Source organism: Prosthecobacter gellanilyticus (assembly GCF_007992435.1).
GTDB classification, from domain to species: Bacteria; Verrucomicrobiota; Verrucomicrobiia; order Verrucomicrobiales; family Verrucomicrobiaceae; genus Prosthecobacter; species Prosthecobacter gellanilyticus.
This window is the reverse complement of sequence record NZ_BKAG01000006.1, coordinates 192920-217320: the sequence shown is the minus strand read 5'-3', so window position 1 is coordinate 217320 and position 24401 is coordinate 192920. Positions and strand designations below refer to the sequence as shown.

Annotated in this window: 13 protein-coding genes; 5 read left to right on the top strand and 8 right to left on the bottom strand. The window is 60.5% G+C overall.

The window, feature by feature from the left end:
• Positions 1–228: 228 nt before the first annotated feature.
• A complete protein-coding gene (locus BGE01nite_RS06450; RefSeq protein WP_146849602.1) occupies positions 229–1671 on the bottom strand; it encodes an ATP-binding protein in 1443 nt (480 codons plus the stop codon).
• A gap of 144 nt (positions 1672–1815) precedes the next feature.
• Here BGE01nite_RS06450 and BGE01nite_RS06445 point away from each other — a divergent pair, with 144 nt between their 5' ends.
• Both BGE01nite_RS06445 and BGE01nite_RS29545 read left to right on the top strand, forming a co-directional pair.
• On the top strand, positions 1816–2643 hold the full coding sequence (locus BGE01nite_RS06445) for an outer membrane lipoprotein-sorting protein (RefSeq protein WP_146849601.1): 828 nt from the start codon (positions 1816–1818) through the stop codon (positions 2641–2643).
• A gap of 369 nt (positions 2644–3012) precedes the next feature.
• The gene (locus BGE01nite_RS29545) at positions 3013–7215 is read left to right on the top strand and encodes a DUF7133 domain-containing protein (protein WP_246145673.1); all 4203 of its coding nucleotides are present in this window, start codon (positions 3013–3015) and stop codon (positions 7213–7215) included.
• Positions 7216–7525: 310 nt separating this feature from the next.
• On the opposite strand, the gene BGE01nite_RS06430 is transcribed toward BGE01nite_RS29545, so the two are convergent.
• Together BGE01nite_RS06430 and BGE01nite_RS06425 are read right to left on the bottom strand one after the other, a co-directional pair.
• Positions 7526–10369 carry a DUF1553 domain-containing protein gene (locus BGE01nite_RS06430; RefSeq protein WP_146849600.1) on the bottom strand — a complete coding sequence of 948 codons (2844 nt, stop codon included), beginning with the start codon at positions 10367–10369 and terminating at the stop codon, positions 7526–7528.
• Between the two features lie 43 nt (positions 10370–10412).
• Complete coding sequence (locus BGE01nite_RS06425; RefSeq protein ID WP_146849599.1) at positions 10413–11489, bottom strand: alpha/beta hydrolase; 1077 nt, start codon at positions 11487–11489, stop codon at positions 10413–10415.
• 248 nt (positions 11490–11737) lie between these two features.
• Here BGE01nite_RS06425 and BGE01nite_RS06420 point away from each other — a divergent pair, with 248 nt between their 5' ends.
• Positions 11738–14731: a DUF1553 domain-containing protein gene (locus BGE01nite_RS06420; RefSeq protein WP_146849598.1), complete on the top strand. Its 2994-nt coding sequence runs from the start codon at positions 11738–11740 to the stop codon at positions 14729–14731.
• A 6-nt stretch (positions 14732–14737) separates the two neighbouring features.
• A complete protein-coding gene (locus tag BGE01nite_RS06415; protein ID WP_146849597.1) occupies positions 14738–16219 on the top strand; it encodes a DUF1501 domain-containing protein in 1482 nt (493 codons plus the stop codon).
• Positions 16220–16237: 18 nt separating this feature from the next.
• Here the strand turns inward: BGE01nite_RS06415 and BGE01nite_RS06410 are convergent, their stop codons facing one another.
• From BGE01nite_RS06410 to BGE01nite_RS06385, 5 genes are all read right to left on the bottom strand, one after another.
• The gene (locus BGE01nite_RS06410) at positions 16238–17083 is read right to left on the bottom strand and encodes an alpha/beta hydrolase (protein WP_146849596.1); all 846 of its coding nucleotides are present in this window, start codon (positions 17081–17083) and stop codon (positions 16238–16240) included.
• 32 nt (positions 17084–17115) lie between these two features.
• Positions 17116–18594, bottom strand: a complete 1479-nt coding sequence (locus BGE01nite_RS06405; protein WP_146849595.1) for a PKD domain-containing protein — start codon at positions 18592–18594, stop codon at positions 17116–17118.
• A 57-nt stretch (positions 18595–18651) separates the two neighbouring features.
• A complete protein-coding gene (locus BGE01nite_RS06400; RefSeq protein ID WP_146849594.1) occupies positions 18652–19770 on the bottom strand; it encodes an AAA family ATPase in 1119 nt (372 codons plus the stop codon).
• The gene (locus BGE01nite_RS06395) at positions 19767–20507 is read right to left on the bottom strand and encodes an RNA ligase family protein (protein ID WP_146849593.1); all 741 of its coding nucleotides are present in this window, start codon (positions 20505–20507) and stop codon (positions 19767–19769) included. The genes BGE01nite_RS06400 and BGE01nite_RS06395 overlap by 4 nt, the downstream gene beginning before the upstream one ends.
• A 481-nt stretch (positions 20508–20988) precedes the next feature.
• Complete coding sequence (locus BGE01nite_RS06385) at positions 20989–22035, bottom strand: tetratricopeptide repeat protein (RefSeq protein WP_146849590.1); 1047 nt, start codon at positions 22033–22035, stop codon at positions 20989–20991.
• Between the two features lie 286 nt (positions 22036–22321).
• Here BGE01nite_RS06385 and fusA point away from each other — a divergent pair, with 286 nt between their 5' ends.
• Positions 22322–24394 carry an elongation factor G gene (fusA, locus tag BGE01nite_RS06380; RefSeq protein ID WP_146849588.1) on the top strand — a complete coding sequence of 691 codons (2073 nt, stop codon included), beginning with the start codon at positions 22322–22324 and terminating at the stop codon, positions 24392–24394.
• Positions 24395–24401 lie beyond the last annotated feature (7 nt).

Sequence of the window (24401 nt, the reverse complement as noted above, 5' to 3'; positions counted from 1 at the left end):
GGGTGGAACGAAGAGAACGTGCTGAACCCTCCTCGAAACATCCTTCGGAGGAGTTCAGCGAGAATGATACATTTTGCCCGCCGTGTGACGTCTGCCCGCAGTGAAACTCCACACGTCGAGTGCGCTCCGCCCTGCTGCGGATTCGGAGATCCGCGCTCCATCAAACCCACCCTGATCAGGTCGGATTCAGTCGGATTCAGTCGGATTGATGGACGGATCACCTCACCCTCACGGTTCCCGCTGCTGCTGCGTCGGCGCATTCAGAGACTTCCGCACTTCGCTGGCATAGGTGTCTGGCGGCGCATGCTGGGCATGCTCGCGTGCTCCTTCAAACCAGGTGTGGGTGCTCGGCTGATGCGCACGGGCCACGGCCAGCAGGGTGTCCATGCTGATCGGCACGGGCTGACCGCTGTGGATGGCGGCGGAGAGCGTCATCTCAGCCGCGCGATCAAACACAAACTTCAGATCCGCACCCGAGAAGCCCGAGGTGGCCTCCACCAAAGCGGCGGCGTCCAGATTCGAGATGGGCTTGTCCTTCGCCAGCAGGGAAACGATTTGTTCACGCGCGGGAGCATCCGGCGGCGGCACGAAGATGGCCTGGTCAAAGCGGCCCGGACGACGGAACGCCGGATCCAGCGCCCAGGGCTGGTTCGTGGCACCGATCACGAGCACGCGATTGTTCTCGCCACGCATGCCGTCCATCTCATGGAGGAACTGGTTCACCAGATTGCGGAGCTGGCTTTCCCGCACATTGCGGCGGTCCTGGGCCAGGGAATCCAGATCATCAAAAATGAGCACACAGGGTGCGTTCGCCCGCGCCGTCTCGAAGATCTGGTGCAGGTTCCGCTCCGTGCTGCCGAAGTAAGGGTCAAAGATCTCATGCAGGCCCACGGAGAGGTAATTGCACGGCACTTCACCGGCCACCGCGCGCAGCATCATGGTCTTGCCGCAGCCTGGAGGTCCATAGATCAAGATGCCACCACCCGTGCGCTTGCCATAGGCCTTGTAGAGGTCCGGATACTGCAGCGGGTAGGTGATCTTCAGGCGGATCTCCTCCTTCAGCTCTTCCATGCCGCCCACGTCACTGAAGGTCACGCCAAAGCGGGCAGGATCTCCCGGGGCGTAAAAGGTCTCCGGCCGCCAGTCATAGGGCGGATCGTCAAAGGGGTCTTCAGCGAACTCCGTCGGCGTCTCGCCTTCTTCCATCGTGTCGCCACCCATGCCCATCGGCGGTTCTGGCATCATCGCGGAAGGAGAGGTCCGGCGGGCATCACGGATCGTCTGGCCCAGCTCACGCTCCAGGGGAGGATCACTCAGCGTGCCATCGATCTGCGCGGCACTTTCAAAATGCTCGATCGCCTTGGCGCGGTCGCCCTCGGCCAGATGCACACGGCTCAAAAGCAGATGCGCCTGCGCATTCATGGGATTCTGCAGGAGGACACGCTCCGCGCGCACGGCGGCGCCGGAGGTTTCTCCGTGCATGAAGAGCACTTTCGCGACGCCCAGCTGGGCATCTCCGTGATCGGGGTCCAGCTCCAGGACACGCTCAAAACTCTCCCGCGCATCTTCCAGATGCAGCTGATCGAGAGAGGCGTGCCCAAACAAAAGGAGGAGCGACACATTGTCCGGCGACTGCTCAAGGGCATCGCGGATAGCCTGGAGGGATGACATGCCTTGCATTACTGGGATCTTTAGACAGCGCCCCCACGGAGGGCACTCAAACAGCACGTAACCTTGTCCGGGCCACCTTGCCACAGATTTCTTTGGCACCCGACCGGAGACTGGATTGAATGCGTAGACCACCTGAGCTGTCTTATGCGCGCCCCTTTTTTCGTCCTGGAGCACCACCGCGCGATGACCGCCCTCGCCATTGGCCTTGCCCTGGCGACCTCTTTTTCCCTCTACTCCCTCATGAACCGCCGCCAACTCCTCACCGCTGCCGCCCTCGCCCCCCTGGCCGCCGCCCCCCTCGTCCCTGCCCCCGTCCTGGCTGAGGACCCGCCGGAACTCAATGCCGAGCAGGTCCTGGAACTCGTGCGCCGCAGCTATGCCCTGCAAAATCACCGGATGAACGGCCAGCTCCGTGACGATGACACCGGCAAGGTGGAGCCCCTGGAGCTGACCCTGACGGGGAAGGTGATGCGCTTCCGCTTTAAAAATCCCCCGCCTGAGATCGTCCACCTGGACCTCACCACCGCCCCCGCCACCCTCTGGCAGGTGAAGGCAGGCGGCAGTTCCCCCGTGCCTCTGGCGAACGCCGCCGAGCCCGTGCGTGGCATGGACTTCAATTACGAAGACCTCTCCCTGCGCTTCACCTACTGGAAAAACGTGAAAATGATGGACTCCACCGCCCGGCTCACCGCTGCCCGCGTGAAGTGCTGGCTCATCCGTGTCACCGCCCCGGACCAGAAGGGCCCTTACTACACGGTGGACCTCTGGGTGGAGAAAGAGAGCGGTGGCGTGGCCAAAATGGAGGCCTACGACACCCGCAGCAAGATGGTCAAACGCTTCCAGGTCACCAAGGTGCAGAAGGTGGACGGCGCCACCGTGCTCAAAGAGATGCGCATCGAGTCCTTCAACCCCGGCGACGGCGCCCCCAAAGGCCGCACCTACCTCACGCTCGACAAGCCTGAGAAACAATAGGGCATTCTTGATTCCTGAATCAGGAGTCCTGATTCCTGATTCATTCGATGCAGGGCATGATGCAATGTGCTCTCCAGCGCTGCCACCTAACAATCCAAGTCCCCAGAGCCCCTGGGGGCTTTTTGTTTCCGCAAAGAGCACAGTGAGTTCCATCATCCGCGCCAGCACACGTTGGAGTCCAGCCTTTAGGCGCCTCTGGCTCCAACGATCTCGCCACCTCCCACACGCCCAGATCGGCTAAAGCCTTCACTCCAACTAGAGTTTGCGGCACCTGCCCCGTCCCCTGCGGATGGAATTTACCACCCTTTTCTTTCTACTTTTCTGATAGAAACCCCGCCTTTTGTGCGGCTTCTGCGCCCTCTTTCTCTCATGCTTCGCCACCTCCTGCTCCTCACCCTCAGCCCTCTGCTCACCGCCTCGGCCCTCGCCGCCGAGCCCCTCAAAGCGCTCCTCATCGCCGGTGGCTGCTGCCATGATTATGCCAAGCAGCATGAGATCCTCAGCAAGGGCATCCAGGCCCGCGCGAATGTGCAGGTGGACGTGATCTGGACGGACGACAAATCCACGAACCCTCCCCTGCCCCTCTATGAAAAGGCGGATTGGGCCAAGGGCTACGACATCATCATCCACGATGAATGCGCGGCCAGCATGAACAACAAGGACACGCTTACCCGCATCCTGGATGCGCACAAGACCATCCCCGCCGTGCATCTGCACTGCGCCATGCACAGCTTCCGCACCGGCGAGGACCGCTGGTTCAAGCACCTCGGCCTCCAGTCCAACTCCCACGGCCCGCAGGAGCCCATCGCCATCACCTTTGTCGACAAAGAGCACCCGGTGACCAAATCACTCGCCGACTGGACCACGATCAAAGAGGAGCTGTATAACAACGTGAATGTCTTTGATGCGCATCCTCTCGCGATGGGCAAGCAGACGGTCAAAAACAAAGACGGTAGCACCAAGGACGTGGAATACATCGTCGCCTGGACGAATGAAAAAGCCGGTGCGCGCAGCTTCAGCACCACCATCGGTCATAACAACGACACCGTGTCCGATGCCCGCTACCTCGATCTCCTCAGCCGCGGCGTGCTCTGGGCCTGCAACAAGCTCACGCCCGAGTATCTGACCGCCTTCAAAGGTGAAAACAAAGTCACCCACGTGGCCGCGAAGCCCGCTGAAGCCCCAAAGCCCAAGCCAGCACCACCCGCCAATGCCACCGGCATCAAAGCCACCGCCAGCAGTGAGGAGAGCGGCAAAGACAACTTCGCCTGGTGCGCCGTGGATGGCGATGAAAAGACCCGCTGGTGTGCCAATGGTTCTTCGTATCCGCAGTGGCTCCAGCTCGAGCTCGAAAAGCCGCAGACCCTCACCGGCATCGAGACCACCTGGGAGAACAACGGCGTGTATCAGTTCAAGGTCGAAGCCAGCACCGATGGCAAAGCCTGGACCACTCTCGTCGATGGCAGCACCAACGAAAAAGGCGCGCCTTACTCCAACGATTTCGCCAAGGCTGAAAACATCCGCTTTGTCAAAGTCCATGCCCTTGGCAAAAAAGGCGGCGGCTGGGCCAGCATCCGTGAAGTGAAGCTCAAAGGCCCCGGAATCACCGCTCTCAAGCCATCTGTGCCTTCTGCGCCATCTGCGGTTAAAAATGGCGCGGACGCCTACAAAACGGAAGGCAACATCGTCCCGAAAATCGTCAAGCTCACCGCCGAGCAGGAAGCCGCCATCCTCAAGGACGTGAAGGTCGCGGATGGTTTTGAAGTCACCCTCTTCGCCAACAGCGCCGCCGCGAACTACCCGGTCTATGTCGCCGCTGCTCCGGATGGCACGCTTTACGTTTCCTCGGATGGCAACGGCTCCCTCGGCCGCAATCCTCACCGTGGTCGCATCATTCGTTTGCGCGATCTCGATGGCGATGGCCGCGCGGATGAAACCAAGGTCTTCTGTGAGGTGGACAGCCCTCGCGGTCTCGTCTGGGACAACGACCGCCTCTACCTTGTGCATCCTCCGCACGTCAGCGAGTTCGTCGATGCCGACCATGATGGCGTCGCTGAGAAGCAGAACATCCTCATCAAGGACATCGCCTTCGGATTCAAAGATCGTCCTGCGGACCATACCACAAACGGCCTCAGCCTCGGCATTGATGGCTGGCTCTACATCGCCGGCGGTGACTTCGGCTTCATGAAGGCCACCGGCACCGATGGGAAAACGCTGCAGCATCGCGGTGGTGGCGTGATCCGCTTCCGTCCAGATGGCAGCGGACTCGAAGTCTACTCCACCGGCACGCGTAACATCCTCGAGGTCGCCATCAGCCCGCTCATGGACATCTTCGCGCGCGACAACACCAATGACGGCGGCGGCTGGAATGTGCGCTTCCACCATTTCACCGGCGGCGAGGACCACGGCTACCCGCGCCTCTACAAAAACTTCAATGACGAGTGCATCCAGCCTCTCGCGGACTACGGCGGCGGCAGCGGTTGCGGCGCTGTCTACATTGATGAACCGGGCTTTGGCGACTGGAACAACGCCCCCTTCACCGCCGACTGGGGCACCGGCGCTCTCTGGCATCATCAGGTGAAGCCCAAAGGCGCGACGTTTGAAGAAACCCGCAAGCCCGAGCCCTTCATCAAAATGACCCGCCCCACCGATGCGGATGTGGACGCCATGAGCCGCGTCTACGCCTCCAGTTGGCGCGGCGCCACCTTCAACTGGGAAGGCCCGGATGTCGGTTACATCGTCCAGGTGAAGCCGAAGGGCTTCAAAGCTGAGGCCCTGCCTGACTTCAAGAAACTCAATGACGCAGAATTGGTTAAACTTCTGGACCTCAAAACACCCCAGAGCTACCGCCGCCGCATCGAAGCCCAGCGCGAGCTCGCACGTCGAACCAGCAAACAGGCTGACAGCTACCTCGCCCAGTATACCACCCTCCGCACCGCCGAGCGTAACCTGGTCGCCTCGCTGAAGGAGAAAGCCTCGGATGATGAAGTCGTCGCCGCCATCGCCAATTCCGATCCCGTTATCACTCACACCGCCATTCGCATCGCGGCCTCTCGCAAGCTCAGCAAGCAGCTCTTCGCCGCTCTGGATGGTGGCAGCAGTGATCGCGCAGGCCTTCTGCGCTCCCTGGCCATGATCCATCAGACGGATGTCGTCGATGCCCTCATCGACCGTCTCGGCAAAGCTGCCGAACCAACATTGCGTCAAGGCATCCTCGCCGCCCTCTGCCGCCTGCACTTCCATGAAGGTGAATGGAAGGGCGACTCCTGGGGCACCCGTCCCGATACCCGTGGCCCGTATTACCAGCCTGAAGCCTGGGCCGCCACGGACAAGATCCTCGCCACCCTGCGTGACACTTTGGAGAAAGCAGGCCCTGAGGAAGCCGCCTTCCTCGTGAAGGAGATGAACCGCAACCGCATCCGCTCTGACGATGCCCTGAAGCGCATCCTCGCACTCGCCAAGCAGGATGACAAAATGATCCCCGAGGCCGTCTCCCAGCTCGCCGTGGCCGATGAAGTCCCCGCCGACACCGTGCCGCTGCTCGTGAAGGCTCTGAAAAGTACTGCCGGGCTTCAGCCCGCAGCGACTGCGCCAACCGGTGACGGGCTAAAGCCCAGCACTACTTTGCTTTCCCAGGCCATCATCGCCCTCGCCAAAACCGACAGCGCCGAAGGCGTGAGCACCACGCTCGCCACCTTTGATGCGCTGAAGAAACTCCCCGAGTCCGGCAAGGACTTCGAGGCTGCGTTGAATGCCTTCCTGAACTCACCGAAGCTCGAGAACCATCACCAGCTCGTCGAGCAGATCGCCGAAAAACTCGAGTGGCCCGTGTCCATGTATGCAGACGCTGCTTTGCTGAACCTCGCCAGCCGCAAGACCGGCAGCCCCGAGTCCATCCAGCTCTCCGCCAAAGCCCAGGAAACCGGCTGGGCCGAGCCAAAGCGCCGCAAGCAGATCATCGATGCCATCAGTGCCACCAAGCACATGGCCAGCGCCTCCAAAGTGCTCGCCGCCCTCGATGATGCTGATGCCCAGGTCAAAGGCGCCGCTGAACGTGCTGCCAAAGCCATGAAGATTCAGAAGATCGAGGACAAGACGCCGAAGGTCATGACGCTGAAGCCCGAGGAAGCTCTCGCCGCCGTGCTCAAAGAGAAAGGCGACATCGCCCTCGGCGAACAAATTTTCACCAAAGCCACCTGCATCGCCTGCCATACCACGAATGAAAGCCAGGCGCAGAAGGGCCCCTATCTCGGCAACATCGCCCAGACCTATAAGCGCCCTGATCTCGCCCAGAACATCCTGGATCCGAACAAGACCATCGCCCAGGGCTTCGCCAGCGAGATGATCACCGCCAAGGACGGCACCCAGCAGATGGGCTTCATCACCCTCGAAGGCGCCAGCGAGGTCAAGCTGCGCAACATTGCCGCCCAGGAGTTCACCTTCAAAACCGCCGACATCAAAGAGCGCCAAAAGCTCCCCATGAGCATGATGCCTCCCGGCCTCATGATGAACTTCACCGTCAAAGAATTCGCCAGCCTCCTCGACTACCTCGAGTCCCTCGCGAAGCATTGATCCTGCGAAGGCACGCCAAGCGCTGAAGTCGCGATAGCGTCCCGGAGTGCGGTGGCAGAGAGGCACGGAGCAATCCGTGCCTCGTCGACACCGCTTGTGCGCACACCAGACCCGCAAAAGTCTAACTAACTTCGCACGCATCCAAGGCCCAAGGAGCGCGGACGTCAGTCCGCAGCAGGTCGATCAAACCTCAAGCATGCTTCAACACGCTGAGGGTCTTCGAGTCGAAGACCTGTTTAGCGAATCAACCTGCGTATGCAGTTGAACGCCTGCAGCGGACTAAAGTCCGCGCTCCTCAAAACCCACGCCTTCACCTCAAATAGCGGAACTCCGGAGTCGCCCACAGCGTCTGGATCAACCGCGCCCAAACATCCCTCACCTCATCCTCCGTCGCGTTTCCGGAAACCGAAGCCTCCAGATAATCCCGCGCCAGCTCCAGCTCTTTCACCGAAGGCTCGCGGCTCAATGAATGCTGATAAGCGAGCCCGATGCGATCCGACATCTGGTGAGTCTCACCCAGCACCTTCGTCGCCGCAGCCCGAGCCTGCTCAATGACCTTCGGGTTGTTCATCATGAACAAGGCCTGCGTGGCCACGGTGCTCGTCGTGCGCTGGCCGATCGGCTGGTTGATATCCGCGAAATCAAACACCTCAAACAGCGGGTGCCGCACATTACGGAAAGCGGCGGTGTAAACACTGCGGCGGGTGTCCTCAAAGGTGAAGCCATACTCCAGGTTCTGAATCTTCTGATCGTTAGCGTCCACCTTCGTCGCGCTCACATTCGGTCCGCCGAAAGCGCCGTCCATCGTGCCTGCTGCTGAAAGCATCGCATCACGGAGACACTCCGCATCCATGCGCTTGCGGTTCATGCGCGAGAGTAAGCGATTGTCAGGATCCTTCGAAACATCCACGCTCTGAGCGACTTCGCTGCTCTGCTGGTAGGTGCGGCTCATCACCATCTCCTTCACCAGCTTTTTGAGGCTCCAGCCTTCCTCCATGAACTTCACGGCGAGGTAATCTAACAGCTCAGGATGCGAAGGCAGTTCGCCGGTCACCCCAAAATTATCCGTCGTGCGCACGATGCCCGCGCCGAACAACCAATGCCAAACACGGTTCACGAGAACGCGTGAGGTCAGCGGATGCTCGCGGCTCGTCATCCACTGCGCGAGCTGCAAGCGCCCGCTCTGATCCGCAGGCACGACCGGCGTGTTCGTCTTCATCGCCACCTGGATGAACCCGCGTGGAACTGGGGCACCAAGATTGCGCGTGCTACCACGGATGTGCACGCGTGCATCTTCGGGCACCGGATCGTCCGCCACGCTCATGGCTTCCGGGCGGCCCGGTGAGGTTTTCTTCACCTTCTTGAGTTCTTTTCCCAGTTCTTCGAGCCGCTTGGTGAGATCTTTCTCTTCAGTCGAAACCTTCGCCGCAGGCATGTCCGGCATATCTGCATCCGCCGGGATGAACTGCACTGCGTCCACCGTCACGAAGCCTTCCGCGCCCGCATTGGAGATCATGACAAAATTCTGTCCATTGGCCTCAAAGCGCCATGTGCCGATGGTGGCAAACTGCAGCCCGTCCAACGCCTCCGTGGCCTGCTTGAAGTAAACCAGGTCCTCGCCGTCCGCATGCAGCACGGTCGCAGGCAGGCGCTCGGGCCGATCCGGACCACCGCTGTAGGCCACACGCACCTCATAGCGACCCGCCACCGGCAGCTTCGGCGTGAAGGTCAGCGTCTTCTCTCCCTTGCCCTTGTTGTCATCATGCTGATAGCCACCGCCCACAAAGGGAGGATAGCGGTTTGATGTGCGCCATTCACCCACCTTCTGCGCCTCGCTGTCATCCACCACAATGCCCGGCAGGTCCGTGGGCAAAAGCGACTTCTTTTTCCGCAGGCTCAGGCTTCCCGCGTCACGCAGCTGGTCCTTCAGCATCGCCACCTCTTTCTCCAGCGCGCCCACGACTGCCTCATACTTTACGAGCTGCGCCTCCTGATCGCCTTCAAACGGCAGGGGGGTGTCGATCCAGTGCGCGACGTTGTCCGTGTAGTTCTTCAGCGTCTTCGTGCTGCGCATGATGCCCGCCAGCGCGTAGTAGTCCCGCGTCGGGATGGGATCAAACTTGTGATCGTGGCAGCGCGCGCAGCCGATGGTCATCCCGAGGAACGATTTGCCGATGGTATCAAGCTGCTCGTCGACGATGTCCATGCGCAGCATGCCCTTATCCTGCTCCTCATAGTTGGTTGGGCCAAGCGCCAGGAAACCCGTGGCCGTGAGCTGTCTGCGCCTTTCCTCCGAATTCTTCGCCGTCAAGAGATCCCCGGCGATCATCTCCGTGACCATCCGGTCCAGCGGAGCGTTGTCGCGGATCGACTCAATCAAGTAGTCACGGAACCTCCACGCATCCTTGAACGGCAGCGACCTCCCGCCACCCGAGGACTCCGCGAACCGCGACATGTCCATGAAATGCGAAGCCCAGCGTTCCGCGAAGGCCGGTGAGGCGAGCATCGCATCCACCTTGGCTTCAAGACTCTGCGCACCTCCCGAAGCAGGCGGCAAGCCTGTCAGATCAAAAGCCAGCCTTCTCGCCAGGACGGCAGCATCCGCCTCCACACTCGGAGTTAGGCCAGAAGCCTCCAGCTTCGCCAAAATAAAACGATCAATGTCATTCGCGGCCCAGTCAGACTTTTTCACCGCTGGCACCTCCGGCTTCACCGGAGTCTGGAAGGACCAGAAGGAACCGTCTGCCTTCAACTGAGTGCCATGCTTCTCACCTCCAGGCACCTCCGTGCGCGGGTCATGCGCACCGGCGGCGATCCAGGACTTCAAATCTGCCATCTGCGCTTCCGAAAGCTTCTTCTTCGGCGGCATCTTGAGGTCACGATCCTCATAGCTCACGGCCTTCCATAGCAGGCTCTCATCAATCTTCCCCGGCACCAGCGCTGGGCCGGAGTCGCCGCCGTTTTGCCAGCCTGCCTGATGGTCGAGCCGCAGGCTGCCCTTCTGCTTGTCCGCACCATGGCAGTCCACGCAGTGCTCCATGAAGAGCGGGCGGATGCGTTTCTCAAAAAACTCCTCCGTCCCGGCCTGATCCACCACAGCCCCGGACGCAAGAACGGGGGCAAACAAACAGGTGACCAGGAAAGGCTTCTTCATGCAGGGGGTGAAGACGGCAAACGGCCCTGCGGAAACAGCTCTTTCAGGCCTTGGTCTTCAGCAGGTGAGATACCAGAAAGTCCAGCGTGTCTGTTTTCGGCTCCGGCTGGTCCTGCACCACGATGCATGGCACGCCATCTGCGGCACATTCTTTAGACACCTCGCGCGCATGATGGATGCAGTGCAGCCACTCGCCACGGTTCTTGGGCGTGTCCACCACCTGCGAGTTGCTCACCAGCAGCGGCGGATCATCTTTCGTGATCCAGCTCAGCATGTCACACTCACGCAGGATGGCCTTGCCAGAGTCCGTGCCAAAGGCCTCGACCGACGGCAGATGATAGAAAAGAGCTGCCTCAGCCTCGCTCGTGCGCACCTCGGGGCCGGCCTTGCCCAGGAAAGACTCCCAGCGGGTGACATCATACGTCGCCTGTGTGCCATTGCACACGGCGCAGGTCAGGCGTGTGGACTCGCGGAGCACCGGATCTTCCGCCTTCGGATCCGCCAGATCATCATGCGTGGCCAGCCAGAGGGATGTGCCCGCCCCCGCCGAGCCGCCCATGGAGGCAAAGCGTGTCTTGTCCAGGTTCCACTCACCGGAGCGGGAGCGCAGATACTGCACCGCGCGGCCGCATTCACGCAGGATGTCCTGAATCGGCATGCTATCCAGAAAAGGATAGTTCAGCGCCGCGCAGGAAATGCCTTTGTCCAAAAGGTCCTTGGTGGTCTTGTTGCTGCCCCACTGCGCCTTGTCACCCGCGCGGAAGCCGCCGCCATGGATCATGATCACCAGCGGAGTCGACGTGGTTGCATTTTTGGCTAGGTAAAGGTCCAGCTTGCAGCGCTCATGCTTGTCATAAGCCACATCCGCATGGTCTGGCTTCAGCGCGCCCGGCTTCCCTTCCTCCGTCTTGCCTTTCTTGCCAGCCCCAGCTCCGCCCTTTTTCATCTTCTGCAGATGCGCCAGGGCCTCCGGCATGGTGAGGATGCCGTCCTTGTCCGTGTCCGCCTCCGGATACATTTTGAGCCCCTGCTTCAAGCGCTCATCCGTCTGGGACGTGAGCTGGGCATGACCGAGCACAGGCAGGAGTGACAGGAGACAGAGCAGGCGAAGGGATCTCATGAGTTGGAATCGACCCTCTGAACGCCCCGCCCGCTCAAAGGTTGCAGTCATTTCTGCTCAGCACCTCCTGGCCGCCACCAATCTGACTACCACAAAGAGCACAGAGGAACACAGAGTTCCCCTTCTGAGACCTCTGTGCTCCTCCGTGTCCTCTGTGGCGAACCAGGACTATCCCGCTCTTGAACAACTCTGCTTCGATCATCATCCCTCTCCAAGACAGGACCACTCCTTCCCCACCGTTATTCCCGATGATGGACCTCCGCCTCGCATCATCCCTGGTTTGCCTGATCTCCGCCCTCCCTGCCGGAGCTGCGGACTACACGCGCGATATCCAGCCCCTCTTCGCTGAGCACTGCCTGGAGTGCCACGGGCCGGACGGCTCCAAGGGCGGTCTCGTGCTCACCACGCAGCAAGGGGCCATGAAGGAGCTCAAGAGCGGTACCAAAGGCATCGTCCCTGGCGACATCGCCAGCAGCGCCGTCATCGAGCGCCTCCTCACCAACGATCCTGATGACCGCATGCCGCCGAAGGACAAAAAGCCGCTCAAGCCCGCCGAGATCGAGCTGCTGAAAGCCTGGGTCAAAGAAGGCGCGAAGTTTGACCAGCACTGGGCCTACAAACCCATCACGCAGCCCAAGCCACCCGCCGCAGGGCATCCTATCGATGCCTTTGTGCGCTCAAAACTCGCGGAGAAGAAGATCGCCCCATCCCCCGAGGCTGACCGCTACACGCTGATCAAGCGAGTGCACTATGATTTGTTAGGCCTACCACCGACACCGGAGGAGGTGGACAGCTTCATCGCCGATCAATCTCCTCGGGCCTATGAAGCCATGGTGGACCGTGCGCTTTCCAGCCCGCACTATGGCGAGCGCTGGGGCCGCCACTGGCTGGATGCCGCGCGCTATGCCGACTCTGATGGCTATGAGAAGGATCGCGCTCGTCTCGATGCCTGGCGTTATCGCGACTGGGTCATCCGCGCTGTGAATGAAGACCTGCCCTTCGATCAGTTCACCATCCAGCAGGTCGCCGGAGATCTTTTGCCAGACCCCACGCCTGAGCAGATCGTGGCCACCGCTTTCCATCGTCAGACTCTCACCAACACCGAGGGCGGCACGGATCAGGAGCAGTTTCGCATCGAGGCCGTCATGGACCGCACCGAGACCACTGGCACCGTCTGGCTTGGCCTAACCGTGGGTTGCGCAAGATGCCACACCCACAAGTATGACCAGATCACGCAGAAGGAGTATTACCAGCTCTTCGCCTTCTATAACAATGGCGATGAAGTGACCCGCCAGGTCCCCACCAGCCCCGAGGCCTGGAACACGTATGAGAAGACGAATGGCGATGCCGCGAAGAAGCTCGTGCCACTGCAAAAGCAGCTCGATGCCGCCAAGGCTCAGCTTCCCGCCAAGCTCCCCGAGTGGGAAAAGGTCGTGCAGGCAAGGCTCGCGGAAGCTCGCAAGCAGGCCACCAAGGCCACCTTTGCCCCGCTAGAGATCGCAAGCATCGCCGCGAAGTCGAAAACCAAGTTCAAAGCTCTTCCCGATGGCTCTCAACTCGCCATCGGCAAGCCTGTAGCGACGGACACCTATACGATCGAGCTCACATCATCATCGAAGCCACTCACCGCGATCCAGATCGAAGTGCTGCCGGATGATTCCCTGCCCTCCAAAGGTCCTGGCCGCAGCAAGAATGGCAACTTCGTCCTCGGCACCATCACTTTGCTGCATGGCAAAAGCCTCTCCGAAGCCCGTGAAGTTCCGCTGCACACTCCCAAGGCCAGCATCGAGCAAAAAGGTTTCACCGCCGCCATGACTCTGGATGCTGATCCACAAACTGGCTGGGCCATCAAGGGCGGCACTGGCAAGGCCCAACAAATAACATGGCAAATCGCCACGCCTCCGGCAGGGGAGAAGCTCTTCCTGCGCATCGAGCAGGAATACCTCAAAAGCACCGAGCACACCCTGGGCCGCTTCCGTGTGCTCGGCAGCAGTGATGTGACGGAAGACAGCATCGCCCCTGCGGAAGTCGTCAAAATTCTCAGTGAGGAGCCGAAGCGCCGGAACCCCGTTGTCATCCTGCCGCTCTGGGCTTGGATGGAAAAGGTTGATGCTGATGTGATTGCCGCCGCACGGGCCTTTGAAACCGCGAAAGCCAGACTGCCGAAGCCGCCGCTCATGGATGCGCGCGTCATCGCGCAGCGCACCTCCGGCGTTCGCAAGTCCCATGTCTTGTATCGTGGTGATTTCCTCCAACCTGCGGATGAGGTGCAGCCCGGTGTGCTTGCCGTGCTGCCGAAGGTCAAAGACACCTCGCGGCTCGACTTCGCCCGCTGGCTCGTCAGCGCGGAAAACCCGCTCACACCTCGCGTCACCGTGAATCACATCTGGGCCAAGCTTTTCGGTGAAGGCATCGTCAGCACCACCACGGATTTCGGCGTTCGCGGCGCCAAGCCCACGCATCCCGAACTGCTCGAGTGGCTCTCTGCTGAGTTCATCAAGCAAGACTGGAGCCGCAAGGCCTTCCTCCGCCTCATCCTCACCTCCGCCACTTACAAGCAGGAGTCCAAACACCGTGCCGAGATGCTGGAGATCGATCCCAAGAACGAGCTCCTCTGGCGTCAGAACCGCCTCCGAGTGGAGGGCGAGATCGTGCGCGATCTCTGCCTCGCCGCTTCCGGCCTGCTCGCCCCCACCATGGGTGGCCCCAGCGTCTTCCCGCCGATGCCGGCGGATGTCGCCGCGCTCAGTTACGCGGGGAATTTTTCCTGGAAGACGAGCGCCGGACCGGATCGCTATCGCCGTGGACTTTACACTTTCTTCAAGCGCACCGCCCCACATCCTGACCTAACTACATTTGATTGCCCGGACGCGAACATCACCAACGTCAAGCGCACGGTCTCCAACACTCCGCTTCAAGCGCTGACCACTCTCAACGCTGAGGCCTATGCCGAAGCCTCGCAAGCTCTCGCCGAGCGTGTGCTTCGCGCTCCCGGTGATGACACCTCCCGCCTTGCCCAAGCCCTCCGCTTTTGCCTCACCCGGCCAGCCACCCCCAAGGAAATCCAAGTGCTGCGGGACCTCCTCGCCGAATCTCGTGCTTATTACCAAGCTCACGCAGACGAGGCCAAGCTTACCCTCGGCACCCATGCTGCCTCTGGCGTGAAGCCCGAAGAAAATGCCGCCTGGATCGCCACCGCCCGCATCATCCTGAACATGGATGAATTCATCACCCGCGAGTAACTCACCATGAACCCCGTCGAACATCAGATCCTGCAGACACGTCGTGAGTTCCTCGCCACGAGCGCGAACGGCCTTGGCATGATGGGCCTGGGCGCGCTGCTTTCCCAGGAGGGAATCCTGCGCGCGGACACCGTGGCTAGCACGGATCCGCTGCGGCCACGTGAGCCGCATTTTCCAGCGAAGGCGAAGAACTGCATCTTCATCTTCCTAGAAGGCGGGCCGAGCCAGATGGACCTCTTTGATCCGAAGCCGAAGCTCAACGAGCTGCATGGCCAGCCGCTGCCGGACAGCATGACGAAGAACGTGCGCTTTGCCTTCATCCGCAAGGAAACGGCGCGCATCATGGGCAGCAAGCGTGTCTTCAAGAAGCACGGGCAGAGCGGCATGGAGTTCAGCGACTACCTCCCGCACATGGCGAAGCACGCGGACGACTGGCTCATGATCCGCAGCCTGCACACGGACCAGTTCAATCACCATCCGGGCCAGCTTGTGCTGCACTGCGGGCGTGCTGCGTTTGGCCTGCCCACGATTGGGTCGTGGCTGAACTATGGTCTCGGCAGCATGTCGAAAAACCTGCCCGGCTATGTCGTGCTCAGCGCGGGTCGTGGAACCAGCGGTGGCGCTTCGCTTTGGCAGAGCGGCTTCCTTCGATCCTCGTATGCGGGTGTGCTGTTCCGCAATCAGGGAGAGCCCGTTTTGAATCTGAAGAATCCGCCTGGAGTGCCCATGGCCTTGCAGCGCAAGGGTCTGGATGCGCTGATGGAACTGAATCAAAGCCGCTATGATCAGTTCCGCGATCCGGAGATCGCCAGCCGCATCGCCGCGTATGAGCTCGCCTTCCGCATGCAGGCGGCTGCGCCGGAGCTGATCGATCTCAAGGACGAGTCCGCGAAGACGCTGGAGATGTACGGCGTGGATCGCGCCGATCCGCCCATCAAGGCCTCGCGTGGTGGTGGTCCTGGCCAGTACAAGTCCTTCGCCACGAACTGCCTGCTCGCGCGGCGTCTGGTGGAGCGCGGCGTGCGCTTCGTCAGCATCATGCATGCCTCGTGGGATCATCACTCAAACCTCGACAACGAGCTCGCCTACAACGCCGGCATGGCGGATCAACCCGTTGCGGCGCTTCTTACCGATCTCAAGCAGCGTGGTCTGCTGGATGATACCATGGTGGTCTTCGGCAGCGAGTTCGGCCGCACGCCGCTTGGCGAGAACCGGGGTGGCAATCCGAACACGACCGGCCGCGATCACCACCCCTTCGCCTTCACCATGCTCGCCGCAGGGGGCGGCCTCAAAGGCGGCCTAACCTATGGTGAGACGGACGAGATCGGCTGGGGCATTGTGCGTGATCCCGTGGACCTCCACGACTTCCACGCCACCATGCTGCATCAGTTTGGTTTTGATCATTTGAAACTCACTCATCGCTTCTCTGGACGAGACTTCCGCCTGACGGATGTTTCGGGGAGGGTGATCAAGGAGTGGATTGCGTAGATCCCGACTCAGCAGGCCTCACTTCAGGGCCTTCCTCAGCCACGCAATCATTTGTTCGGCGTAGTTGGAGTTCAGCTTGCTCCAGCCGCCCATGCCGTGACCGCCACCAGGGACGGTGATGGTCTCGCAGGAGTTTCCTGCGGCTTTCATCTTCGCTTCAAACTGTACGCTCTGCTCATGCGCAACGGTGGTGTCGGTATCGCCGTGGATCTGGAGGAAGGGAGGCAAACCTGGCTTCACAAACTGGCTGGGGGAGATCTCCTCGAGCTTCTTGAAATTTGCCTCGTTCATCTCGCTGCTGCCGATCAGGTCTCCCAGACCGCGCATCTCGTTCCGGCGCTTCACATGGGTCACGAGATCATGCGGCGCATAAAAGGGCACCACGGCAGCCACCTTCGTTTCGTCCGTGGCGGTCACACCGGCCCAGGAAACCAAATGGCCACCTGCGGATTCACCGATGATCGCGATGCGCTTCACATCCACCTTGTACTCAGAGGCGTGTGCTTTCACCCACTTGATGGCTGCATTCACATCGTCGGCACAAGCTGGCCACTGATGCTGTGGCGCGAGCCGGTAGTCGATCGTGAACCACACAAAGCCCGCCTTCGTCAGCGGCTCAAACAACGGCGTGATGAAGGTGTGCTTGTCTCCCTTCGTGAAGCCACCGCCATGCACAAGGATGCAGGCGGCAAAGGGACCTTCACCTTCCGGGACATAGGCATCGAGAGTCAGTGAGATGTCACCCGCCTTGGTGAACTCGATGTCCTTCTTTAGACCTGGAACGTCGAACGGCGCACCTGCGGCCATCACCATCGAGGTGGAGAGGACAACGGCGGCAAGATAGAGCAAAATGGCGGGGCGCATGGTGAAAGCTTAAACGAAGGCTGTGATCCGAATCAATCCTCCACATGCACCCACAGGTGTGCCACGGCGCGCTCGCCGCGGTCATTGGAGTGATCGACGGTCACGATGTAATCGCCAGGCTTTGCGAAGGCATGCTCGGTGACTGCATAACCATCCTTTGCGAGAGGCTTGGCACTGCCGTCGGAGGTCACCTTCACTGGCGGAGTGCCATCGCCAAAGTCCCAGGTCTCACCTCCGCGATCCCGGAAGGTGCGCACCTTGAAGGTGATGGGCTGCCCGGGCTTCAGATTCATCGTGGGCCAGTAACTCGGATGAATGGCAGGCGGGATGTTCTTTTCATCCTCACCGATCACCTGCACGACTGCGAAGTCATAGCTCACGTGCCCTGAGGCATCTGTGACATTCAGGATTTCACTGTAGCTGCCGGGCTTGGTGTAAGTGCGTGTGACGGTGCTTTGATCTGATTTACCGCCGTCGGTGAAGGTCCACTCGTGTTTCGTGATGCTGCCGGAAGCTGCCCAAGACTTGCTACCGTCCAGCGTGATTGTCTCGCCGGCACGGATGAAGTGATGAGGTCTCGCCACGGCGATGATCGCCGGCTTCTGCTCTTTCACATAAGCCTCCCAGGCAAAGGCATAAGCTTCCTCCGTGCCCCACTTACCTGAGGGCTGGCGGCTCTTGATGCCGAAGTGCAGATGCGTCCAGCCACCGCTCGCGCCTTCCTTGCCCAGGATGCCGATTTTCTGTCCCATGGTCACCTTCGCTCCAAGCTGGATCGCAGGATCGATGGTGTGGAGATGGCTGTAGCGGTAAAACCAGCCGCGTGCATCGACCACATACACCACATCATAGCGTGGCTTGGCGGGAGTCAGTGCATAGCCGTCCAGGAGCTTGTCCGCCACACTGACCACGAGTCCGTCCGTCGCGGCGATGACCTCGGTCAATCCCTCGCATCCGCCAAAATCGAGATCGTTGTGATAGTAAATCTTCTTCCGGTCAGGCTTGTCGCCACCATCCACATAGGTTGGCTCATTGGAGAACTGTGTCATCGTGGCGAACCAACGTTGCTTCAGCGGATACACAAACGTCCCGGGCTCGATCCAGGGCTTTCCAGAAGGCCAGATCCGCAAACGTGCATCCTTTTCCAGCCCCCAGGAGTCGGCAGTGCTGTTGGCGTTGTAGCCTTTGGTGATCGGACAGTCCACCTGCACGCCACCGACAACTCGCGGCAGGTGATAGTTCGCGCTGGAGAGCACGGCCTTCTCGCCATTCACCTCAATGGTCACCTTCGCCTCGCGCACGGCCTTTGCCATGGCGTCCACCTTCTCTTGCAGGTCCAGCAGCTTCACCTTCACCACGGCTCCGTCTGCCATCTTCACCTCTGCGGCCTCACCAAGATTCAGGTCCACGGCGCGTCGAACCGGCTCCAGCGTGGGTTGAGGCAACTCAGCGCACAACACGGTGGCAAAGATGGGCAAAAGCAGGACAGCAAGGCGGATGAGGCGATTCATGAGCGGACAAATCAATCGTCCCTACCACCTCGCGTCTTGCGCCATCATCAGCTTCATTCACCCAGGCACGATCCAGGACACCGCATGTGCCTCGGCCAGGGTGGGGATTTCTACCTTTTCACTCAGGCGGCGGATAACGGTTTCGGGGACATCTTTCTGGCGCTGCTTGTTCTGCCGGAGGATGGTGCTGAGCTCGGGCTCGAGGTAGATGATCTCCACGCGCGCGCCGTAGTCCGCAAAGAGATCAATCCAGCGTTTGCGGAGTTGCGCGGTGATGCTGGTGGCATTGAAGGCGAAGTCACGATGCACGCGCAGATGCTCGCGGCACTGCTCGCGCGCGGCCTGGATCACGGTGCCTTGGTTGTCCGTGGCTTCCACGTCCAGATCCTCGCGCACGGCATCCAGAGAGACCACCGGCAGATCGGGTCGCTCGCGGGCCAGCCAGGTGTCTTTGCCAGCGCCTGGCAGGGCACTCATCATGGTGACGGTGCAGCGGTAATCCACATGCGGAGTGTAGTGCAGGCTGGTCAGCTCACCGCGATGAAACAAGAACCGCGCCTGCTCATTCGCGAAAGGATACATGTGCGTGAAGCAGCCCAGTTCCGTGGCCGTGTCACGCCACAGATGCAGCGTGTCCTCTGGGCGTGACATCTCCTTCGTATGCCGTCCGCGTGTATCCGCAAGGGCAAAGAGATATAGGAGCCGGTTGGAAAGCAGGCAGGAAAGCTTCACCACCTCCAGCTCAGGTTCCTGTTTCTCCAAAAGATAGGGCGGCCTGCCGTGATAGCGCACGAGGTTCACGATGTGCTCGCGTGTCTGAAGATCACACTTCAGCGCGCGCAGAATCTCACGCGCCATGGCCGCGCCGACCATGGAGTGCTTGGGCGATCTTGTGCGCCCCGTCTCGGGATCCAGCACGGTGGTGTCAGGCTTTCCGGCATCATGCAGGAGGGCCACGAAGAGCAGGATCACCTGCTCCACACGGGTGAGATCCGCATAGCCCTCCAGACGCGTCACTTGATTATAGACCATGCCAGTGTGTGTCCACACGTCTCCCTCGGCATGCCATTCGGCATCCTGGCCGCAGCGGCGCATGGGCTCCGCCCAGGGCTGCTCGGCAGCCCAGGCCAGAATGTCCGCGTCCGCGGCTTTCAGCATGTCTTTCCAGGTTCTCATGACCAGATGTCCGCTCCTTCCACCAGTTGGTTAGGCACCATCTGCTGATGCTGCCAGTGCTCGGAGAGTTTCACGCGCTCCACGAATTCCGGTCGCACGATCTTCGCGCGGCCCGTGACCTTGCCTCCCGCCTCGGTACGCAGGTACAGACCTTCCATGCGCGCATCCATGGTGCCTGTGAGCGGGTTGTCGAACTGCGAGTCAAAGACGGACTCGGTGATGAGCTTTAGCAGTTGCTCATGCTTCAGCGCGCCTTGATGCACTACGGGCACGGTGTGGATGCCGGTGCCTTCCAGCATGGCCAACCGACGCTCCAGCGTGAGGAAGCAGGACTCCACTTTGTCATAGATGTCGAACTCGAAGAAGTAGTGCGGCAGCGAGCGATAGAAAACGCTGTGCTTCGCATACAACCACTCGCCAAAAAGGATGAAGCGGTCCGCCAGCATGGCCTCCAGCACGGGCCGCTTCACCGCGGTCCATTGCTTGAAGAGATCATACTGCGGATGCATGCCCTCCGTGATCTCATGACCACGGCACTGCAGTACCATGCGCCCTTTGCTGTCAAAATGGATGCCCACATTCGTGCCATCCACCTTTTCCTCCGCGATGAGTGACGGGTCCGCGATGAACTTCTGCGAGTCCTTGGCTCCCATATGCCTGTCGTCGTCCGTGCCCTTCGAACCAAAGAGGTGCGGGGTGCGCGGGTATTTGATAAAACTGTCGTGTGATGCACCCATAAGCGTGCGAATTGGAAAAAGTGATGATGTGTGAGAGTGATGGCGATGTGCACCACAGACCGCTGAAGGCACAGATCCCCTCAAAGAGAATCCGTGCGCTTCATGCTGCCTTGGTGGTATGTGCGTTCGGGTATCCGCTCTTCTCACTCTCGGAAAAAAGCGGTGGCGTTCCGCGCCTTCGTAGCGGCCTTCACTGAGGCAGCAGTTCTTGAAACCGGCGGTTGGAGCCGCACGGGCATAGATCTTGCCGTCCTAGTTTTTCCTCCAGCCATTTGTCTCCATGGACAATGCGGATGCCGCGCTTCACGCGTGTTTCGCTCGGGTAGCCTTTGCGGCGCTTGCTAGTGCGCTCGAAAAAAGGCGGCCTGCTCGTGCTGATCAATATTCTTCATATGGTTAGGGCCCTCCTGGTTGAGTTAGTGGGGCCGCGATTCTCACTCAACTCTGCGTGCTGTCAATCATCTCTCGACCATCTTTTTTGTTATTTCGCCTTTCCAGGAACTGGCGCGCCAAAGATCTGGATCGCTGTGAAATTAGGACCTCCGAGTTTCTCGATCGTCGTCTCAGCTTCCTTGCCTGGCACCAACCGACGAAGTGATTTCGAGATGAAGGGATGATCCTCCGGCGTGTAGCGTCCGCGCCGCACGATGTAGATCTGCCGCGCCACCAGCGCCAGATCATCCACCTCCGCCAGTTGCAGGATCTCAGACAGTTTGAGCAAATCGAGCGGCTTCATGACGAAGTCGATGTCCTTGAGCGAAGGCTCCCAGAGATCAGGCAACCCGGTGAGCATTTCCGTCATGCCTGGGATGTCCGCTGTCTTGCCCTGCCAGGCTCGAAACTGAAACGGCTGCAGTTCACGAGCCTTGGCGAAGGCCTCGTCGACACGGGCACTGGCACCTTTGTCTTGAAAGAGGAAGGTCGTGCCGCGCTCATAGGCTGCCCAGCCATTTCTCGGCCAGAGGCGGAGGGCCGCGTCATACTGGGCCAGCGCACCTTCATAGTCGCCCTTGTCATGCAGCGGGATCCCTTTCGCCACCAGTGCATGGGATGGCTTCATGAAAGCGCCGCACTGCATCATGACGCTGATCAGGATTTTCTGCGTCTCCTCTTCCAAGTCTCCACGATGCAGCGTGAGCCTCAGGATATTTTGCGCGCGCTCCGCATCTCCCGCTGCCAGCAATGAGCCAGCATGGAGCATCGCCAATCCCGGATCTCCAGGCACCACTTCGTAGTAGAGCTGCCAGAAGCTCTTGCTCTTCGTCACCAGTTTCGCGCTGTCCAGATCACGCCAGGATTTGTCAGGCTTCTCCTTGTCCAGTGCAGCGAGAGTCTTCCCCTCCTTGGCCATCCAGGCATTGACACCCGGTGCGCTCTCCGGGTCTCGATCCTTCAAATTCTCGTGCATCAACTGCAGCACGGTCACTCCCATGACACGCGCCTCGGTCATCTCCGGAGTATCCGTCTCGGCAGAAAGCGATCCAGCAAAGGCGATGCCAGCAAAGCAGAGGAGAGGCGTGTATTTCATGCCGCGGCATTCTTCATGAACTCATCTTCGTGAAAAGCACATTTTGTCCGCCTCATTGACAAATCATCCAAGCGTGGCATAACTAACTTTACGCTCATGACACCACGCGTCCTCAAAATAGTTTCGTCAGCCCGGCTTCGGCCAGGGCTCGGGATGACGTTGTCATAAGGACATTGGTCAGATTTTGCTGCTATCCCCGGGAGCCCTGAATGCTGAATGCCGCATCAGGGCCTTTTCATATCCAGCCGGGGAGCAGCACGTTCCGAAACACAGGAAATCTGACTCTATGAAACTTCATCTGACAAACTCCACCGCACGCATCCGAAACATCGGCATCGCGGCGCATATTGACGCGGGCAAGACCACGCTCACCGAACGCATTCTCTATTACGCAGGCGCCATTCATACCTGCGGAGACGTGCATGACGGCAATACGGCCACGGACTTCTCCCCGATCGAGAAGGACAAGGGCATCACCATCTCCTCCGCCGCAGCTCCTTGCATCTGGACACCACGTCCTGTGGAGGCGCTCACGCGCCTGTTTGCAGGCCAGCAGCACCGGCTGAACATCATCGACACACCCGGCCACGTGGACTTCACGGCCGAGGTGGAGCGCTCTCTGCGCGTGCTCGATGGCGCCATCGCCGTGTTCTGCGGCGTGGGCGGCGTGCAGCCGCAGAGCGAGACCGTCTGGAGACAGGCGGACCGCTATCGCGTGCCCCGCATCGCCTTCATCAACAAGATGGACCGCCTCGGCGCGGACTTCACCCGCGTGGTGCATGAGCTGCGTCACAAACTACGTGCCAACGCCTGGCCCGTGATGCTTCCTTGGGGAGCGGAAGCGGACCTCATCGGTCAGATTGATCTCATCGATGAGCGGGCGCTGCGTGCCGACAGCACATCGCCCACTGGATTCACCGTGGAAGCCATTCCTGAAGACTGGCGTGACGCGGCGAATGAGGCCCGTCGTGCCCTCATCCAGGCCGTGGCAGATCTCGATGACGAGATCGCCACACTCTGGCTCGAGGAGCGCCCCGTACCTGCTCTCACCTTGCGTGAGGCTGTGCGTCGTCAGACCATTGCCGGGAAGCTCATTCCCGTCCTTGGCGGCAGTGCTTACAAGCACATCGGCGTGCAGTCGCTGGTGGATGCTGTGGTGGACTTTCTGCCTGCGCCTGAAGAGGTGCGGCGTGAAAGCCCCATTACTGCGCCATTGGCAGCGCTGGCCTTCAAAGTCGTGCGTCATCCGCAGGCGGGCCGTCTCGTCTATGTGCGTGTGTATTCCGGCAGCCTTGAGAAAGGTCTGACGCTGGTGAATCCACGCCTCGGCAAAACCGAGCGCTGTGGCCGACTCCTTCGCGTCTTCGCGGATCGACGTGATGAACTTGAGCAGGTGGATGCTGGCGATATCTGCGCCATCTCCGGCCTGCGAGATTTCAGCACGGGCGATACTCTTTGTCTGCCTGAGCATCCTGTCTCGCTGGAGCCTCCGGTGTTTCCGGAGCCTGTGGTGAGCATGGCCATCGAGCCTGCGCGTTCGGTGGATCAATCACGACTGGCCACCGCGCTCTCGCGCCTCAGTGATGAGGACCCGACCTTCCGCGTGCGCACGCATGAGGAGACGGGTCAGTGCCTCATCTCCGGCATGGGTGAGCTGCATCTCGAGGTCATCCGCGAAAAGCTCCGGCTCGAACACAGCCTGGAGACGATCGCAGGTGCCCCTGAAATCGCGTGTCGTGAGACGATCACCTGCACATCTGAAGCCGATCATCTGCTGAAAAAGCAAAATGGCGGCAGCGGCATGTATGCGCGTGTGAAGCTCGCTTTGCGCCCTCTGGAGCGCGGCTCAGGCGTGGTCATCGAGGACGCTGTCGTCGGTGGCACCATTCCTGCCGCCTTCATGAACTCCGTGCATCGCGGCATCGAGGATGCGGCGCTGGCCGGCCCCCTGGCGGGCAGTCCGCTGGTGGATCTGCAGGTCCGCATTGTGGATGGCGCCAGCCATGCCAAGGACTCCAACGACCAAGCCTTCCGCCTGGCTGCTGCCGAGGCCCTGCGCGAGGCCGTGCGTGCCGCAGCCCCTGTGCTGCTGGAGCCTGTGATGCGCGTGGAGTGCACCGTGCCGGAGGATCATCAAGGAGACATCCTGGGTGATCTGAACCGCCGTCGCGCCCGCATCGTGGGCATCGACCAGCGTGGTGCCGAGGCAGGCGTGCTTGCCGAGGTGCCGCTGGCGGAGCTTTTTGGTTATGCCGGCGCCATCCGCAGCCTCTCACGAGGCCGCGCCAGCTACTCCATGAGCCCCTCCAGCTACGAAGCTGTACCGGTTTCGGCGCTGCCGGCGCTGCTCAAGGGATAACGAATAG